This window comes from Acinetobacter sp. CIP 64.7 (genome assembly GCF_000369745.1).
Classification (GTDB): Bacteria; Pseudomonadota; Gammaproteobacteria; order Pseudomonadales; family Moraxellaceae; genus Acinetobacter; species Acinetobacter fasciculus.
Window position 1 is genome coordinate 1,335,856 of sequence record NZ_KB850179.1, and the last position, 5,581, is coordinate 1,341,436.

5 protein-coding genes are annotated in these 5,581 nt (G+C 41.7%); 1 reads left to right on the forward strand and 4 read right to left on the reverse strand.

Annotated features, from left to right (window positions below):
• Positions 1–148: 148 nt before the first annotated feature.
• The 4 genes from F890_RS13010 to F890_RS13025 form a co-directional block, all read right to left on the reverse strand.
• Complete coding sequence (locus F890_RS13010; RefSeq protein ID WP_004730277.1) at positions 149–604, reverse strand: helix-turn-helix domain-containing protein; 456 nt, start codon at positions 602–604, stop codon at positions 149–151.
• Between the two features lie 317 nt (positions 605–921).
• Positions 922–1,770, reverse strand: a complete 849-nt coding sequence (locus F890_RS13015) for a class II glutamine amidotransferase (RefSeq protein WP_004730575.1) — start codon at positions 1,768–1,770, stop codon at positions 922–924.
• A 131-nt stretch (positions 1,771–1,901) separates the two neighbouring features.
• Positions 1,902–2,810, reverse strand: coding sequence for an acetylglutamate kinase (argB, locus tag F890_RS13020; RefSeq protein WP_004279270.1), 909 nt, complete (start codon positions 2,808–2,810; stop codon positions 1,902–1,904).
• A 10-nt stretch (positions 2,811–2,820) separates the two neighbouring features.
• Positions 2,821–4,239, reverse strand: coding sequence for a phosphomannomutase/phosphoglucomutase (locus tag F890_RS13025; RefSeq protein ID WP_004730578.1), 1,419 nt, complete (start codon positions 4,237–4,239; stop codon positions 2,821–2,823).
• A gap of 233 nt (positions 4,240–4,472) precedes the next feature.
• On the opposite strand from F890_RS13025, the gene F890_RS18295 reads away from it, so the two are divergent.
• Positions 4,473–5,295 (forward strand): IS5 family transposase gene (locus F890_RS18295; protein WP_143115431.1). Its coding sequence is split into 2 segments (ribosomal slippage): positions 4,473–4,853 and positions 4,855–5,295, totalling 822 coding nucleotides; the frame shifts between segments, so codons are not numbered across the junction.
• The last annotated feature ends 286 nt before the right edge of the window (positions 5,296–5,581 follow it).

Genomic DNA, 5,581 nt, shown 5'->3' on the forward strand with positions numbered 1-5,581 from the left:
TGCATCAACCGCATGAACATCACCTATCTTTGTCCACGCATAGCGGTTATCAGGTGTAGATGAAAATCCTGTTTCATCAACATAACCTAATATAATTTCACCACGTGCCGCTTGCTCTCGTAATTCTTCAATCTGCTGTGTTGCTTGTTCAAATGCAATCGGATCTCTTTTTTTTCAAGCTATGACGGGTACGCTTGAAGACCATACCTGAATCACGTAAAAACTTACGAATGGTTTCAACAGACACGGACACTTCGTATTCTTCATGTAGTTTGACTCGGATTTGTTCTGCATTGAGTGGACTTGTATTGACCCAATCTAGGATTTTCGCCTGATAGTCTGAGATCAATGTATTGGGTCGACCTGAGCGATGACCTTCTTTAATCGATTCAAGCTCATACAATTCCCAACGTCGGCGTTGTAGCCTTATGGTTTCTGGGATACGTTCTTGTAGAGTGGCAACTTCCGCAACACTTTTACCTTCGGAAAGCCAGAGAATAGTTTGGGCACGTTGCCTTTCACGCCAATGTTTTGCATGCTTGACCAGAAAAATGAGTCGTTCTCGCTGTTCTAAACTAAGTGGTACAGAAACAATTCTAGGCATGTGTGAACATCTGTTAACTAAAAAAACCTTTTCGCATCATTAGTTATTTTTGTCAACTTATTAAGGACTTATAACGTGAAAATGAGCATATAGCGTATTGATTCAAATAAAAATGAAGCAAATTAGTCGGCTTTCCGCCTAAATCCGGCTTTTTCATTTTAAGTTTCTGTTATATATAATTAAAAATAATTTATCCTGAGTAAAAGGCTAAGATATCAATTAACCAAAATCCGCAATAAACCTTTATTTATTCTTAGATTTTTTCTTATTTTTTAAATATAAAAAAACGGAGTTTAAACTCCGTCTTTAATCGCATTTCAATATTGATCAGCTCGCGTGACGCGTTTTAAGGAAGGATCAAGACGTTCACGTTCCAGACGTTCAACATGCGTCAACTGAGAACGTACTTTCGCCCCATGCTGAAACAGGATCATTTCACCGGGCTGGAAGGCAGTCCATTCTTCATTCTGGGTCAATGGTTCAGTGGTAATCACTGCGACGCGATCTTCAGGGGTCGTGACCTGACTAAAGTCCACTTCGACATCAATATCAATCAGCTGAGCCGGTCTAAACGGGTATTCACGTACCAGCCAGTGGAGTTTAGTAATCGCATAGCTAAACAGCGCCTGACCATTCGACAGGCAGAAATTAAAGGTGCCATGCTCCGCGATTGCAGGTGAAATTTCAGCTAGAAGATCGAAAACCTGATCCAGTTTCGGCTCATGATAGCCAAAGCGTTTCACCAGTTGATCCAGCAGGTAACAGAAGGCACGCTCACTGTCGGTATTTCCGACTGGGGTAAAGCGCCCTGACAGTTCAGGAAAATAATCATATAAATCGCCATTATGGGCAAAAATCCATTGCCGCCCCCAAAGTTCACGGCTAAAAGGATGCGAGTTTTCCAGATTAATTTTGCCTTGGGTCGCTTTACGGATATGGGCAATCACATTGCGTGATTTGATTGGATAATTACGTACCAGCTCGGCAATCGGTGATTCAATCGCGGACTGGTTATCGACGAACAGACGGCAGGCTTTATCTTCAAAGAAAGCAATCCCGAAACCATCCGCATGATCAGAGGTAATGCCCGCCCGCTGGGAAAACCCGCGAAAAGAAAAAGTAATATCCGTCGGGGTGGCACAATTCATTCCGAGCAGTTGGCACATGGTCTGGTTTCAGCTCTCTATTTACTTAGAAGCTTATTGTGCATGACTGTCCCAGTCATTTCAAATAGGTGGCTATAAGAAATCCAAATAAAAAAGAGTCTCTATTGAGACTCTTTTTCGCAAAAATTGGCTTAAGAACGATGCGGATTGGCACGATTGGTAATGAGGGTGCCCACACCATGATCGGTGAAAATTTCTAGTAAGCTGGCATGAGGTACACGGCCATCCACGATATGTGCACTTACGACGCCGCCTTTTACCGCATCCAGCGCACAACCGACCTTTGGAATCATGCCGCCATAAATCACGCCAGTTTCGATCAGACGATCGACTTCTTGAGTGGTCAAACCAGTCAACAGGTTTTTATTTTCATCCAAGACACCGGTGATATTGGTGAGTAGAATCAGTTTTTCTGCACCTAGGGCTTCAGCGACTTTACCAGCGACCAAATCAGCATTGATATTATAGGTATTGCCTTCTTCATCGACACCTAGCGGGGCAATGACTGGAATAAAGTCACTATTGGTAAACATTTCCAGAACATCGGTTTTCACGCCAACGACTTCACCGACCAGACCCAGATCAATTTGCTCAACTGAACCATCTTCAGCCACTTTTTCCATCAGCAGCTTTTGCGCACGAATCAGGTTGCCGTCTTTACCGGTAAGACCAATCGCACGACCACCATGCTGGTTAATCAGGTTCACGATAGATTTGTTAACGCTACCGCCAAGTACCATCTCGACTACTTCCATGGTCGCAGGATCAGTCACGCGCATGCCGTCAATACGGTCTGATTCGCGGCCCAGCTGTTTCAGCATGGAATCGACTTGCGGGCCACCACCATGTACCACGATCGGATTAATACCGACTGTTTTTAATAATACGATATCACGTGCAAATGAACTTTCCAGCTCAGGATCGGTCATCGCGTTACCGCCGTATTTTACCACCAGGGTTTTACCCGCAAAGCGTTGAATATACGGCAAAGCTTCTGTCAAAATCTGTGCTTTGTCGATGCCTGTTTGTTGATTTGGCATTCGCCTCTCCTTATTGAGCATCTAAAATGTCTTGAGCGATCTCTGGATAACGGTCACGCAACATGGCTACAAACAGATGACGAATTTCATTTAGACCTTGGGCATTATTGGCATCAAAGCGCACTGTGAAATACTCACCTGTATTGGATGCTCGAATGATGCCAAAACCATCCTCAAAATCAAGACGTATCCCATCAATTTTACTGATTTGCGCATTAATTCTTGCGGATTGTTGTTCAACGAAGTTTAAAAGCTCAACAGGACGTACTTGACGCGTTGAAATATAAAGATCTTCAGTACCATGTCGTTTTGGATAAGCCGCCAAGGCCTGCGCGAGAGTTTGCCCCGTTTGGTCGAGATATTCCATGACTCTGAGCGCTGCATAGAGGCCATCATCATAGCCCCAGCCGCGACCATCATTAAAGACATAATGTCCGGCATATTCCCCACCAAAAATCGCCTGATGCTGAGAATGGTTCAGATAAGTTCTGAGAAATGAACTGCCGGTACGAATCATCACCGGTTCCCCGCCCAGACGTTGCACTGTATCGCGAACCAGAGTTGAACATTTCACATCATAAACAAATTGGCGTGGTGCTGAATCGCTTAGGCAAATTTCGGCAAACAGACATAATAACTGATCGGCTGTGATAATCTGACCCTGTTCATCAACCAGAACCAGGCGATCGCCATCACCGTCCAGGGCAATACCGAGATCAGCCTGCTGTTGCATGACAGTTTGGCGTAAAGTCTCAAGATGTTTGTCCTGCGAAGGATCCGGCGCATGATCCGGAAAATGTCCATTGGCCTCACAACGTAAAGCAGTCACTTCACAGCCCATTTTTCTGAGTACCAGGTCAGCACAACGTCCGGCGGAGCCATGCAGACCATCCAGAACTACTTTAAATGAGCGCTTCAATTGAATATCTTCTAATATCCCCTGCTGATACTGCAGGCAAAACTCTGGAATAATCTGATGCGGCAGTTCAGCTAAACCAAGTAGCTGGCTATCGCAATGCGACTTTGCCAGTTGGGCCACCTGTTGAATCATCTCAGGACAAGGTGGTTCACCATCAATAATCCATTTAATACCATTATCTTCTTTGGGGTTATGACTGGCAGTGACCATAATGCCATTGCCATCAAACTGACGTGCGGTGAAATATAGCATTGGGCTGGAACAGCAGCCTACAATAGTGACTTCCAGCGAATAGTCTTCAAAAATACGGGCAATGGTATCGGCAAAAGCCGGGCTACTGATGCGTGCATCATAACCAATGGCGACACGTGTCTGTCCCGCAGCCTGATACTGCTGGGCTAAACCGTGGGCAATTGCATCAATGATCCCGGCACCTAATAGACTGACTTTACCGCGTATGTCATAGGCACGAAAGATATGCATGGGGAATGGATGATTCATAGATCCCATAAAACTGTCTTTTCACTATTCGTTAAAATAAGGAGATTTAAAATGATGATTTCATCATAATGACTTTAAACATTTGTTTTTGTTTTAAGACCTGCTATTTTTAAACGATTTCAATGTAACAATCAATTATAAAAATATAATCTACAACTTTAGAATTATAGGGTTCTTGTAATTAAACAATGATTATTCAATAGACCTCTTGCGAAAGTAAAAACCACCTCAATATAAATTTCATGAGATATCAGAAATTAAATCGTTTTTCAGATTCTGAATTCAAACGCTTGGTTGGCGTACCTCGACATGTTTTTACTGAAATGGTAGAGGTTTTAGAAAAAGCAGAATCACTCAAAAAGAAATCAGGTCGTCCTCATACTTTAGATATAGAGGATCAGTTGTTATTAACTCTCAATTACTTACGGAACTACAGCACTCAACTGGAATTAGCGGCAAATTACCATATCGCTGAAAGTAATGTGAATCGAACCATTAAAAAGGTTGAAGATGCATTGATGAAATCAAGACGTTTTACTCTGCCAAAACGAAGCATTACCACGGCAGACGAACACTTTAACTGGGTAATTATTGATGCGACAGAATGTTCAATAGAACGTCCGAAAAAAAAATCAGAGTAAATTCTACAGTGGTAAAAAGAAGAAATATACGCTAAAAGTACAAGTGATCTATCATCCGAACAGCAAACAAATCATAGGGCTAGATATATCGAATGGCAGTCAGCATGACATTAAATTGGCAAGAAAAACGGTTAAGAAATTCAAACATTGTGAATATGTTATGACTGATCTAGGGTACTACGGATTAGAGCAAGATGGCTTTAAATTATTGATGCCAATAAAGAAAAAGAAGAATTTACCCTTATTTGATGTTGAGAAAAAGTACAATAAAATGATTGGAAAAATACGAGTTGTGATCGAACACATTAATAGTCAATTGAAAACATTTAGAATATTAAGTGAACGCTATCGAAATAGACGGAAAAGATTCGGCTTACGCATTAACTTAATTGCTGCACTCGTAAACCGGATAAACTTGCAATAATGACTTTCGCAAGAGATCTAATTATATTTATTTTGAGTTTCATCTAATTAGACATTTGATAATTACATCAATTTTGGATTTAAATAATTCTACTTGGCCGAAAAAATAAGGTTTTATTTTTTAAATATATTTCAACCAACTCATTTTTTTTAATATTTAATCGGCTTTGTTGCACAAAGATTTGAAATACAAAGCGCCCCTAATTGAGCCAAATTTAAGGCGTAACTTGGGTAAGTGGTCGACCTAATTCCGTAAATCTGTTGAGGACTGCTACACGTGCATGAAT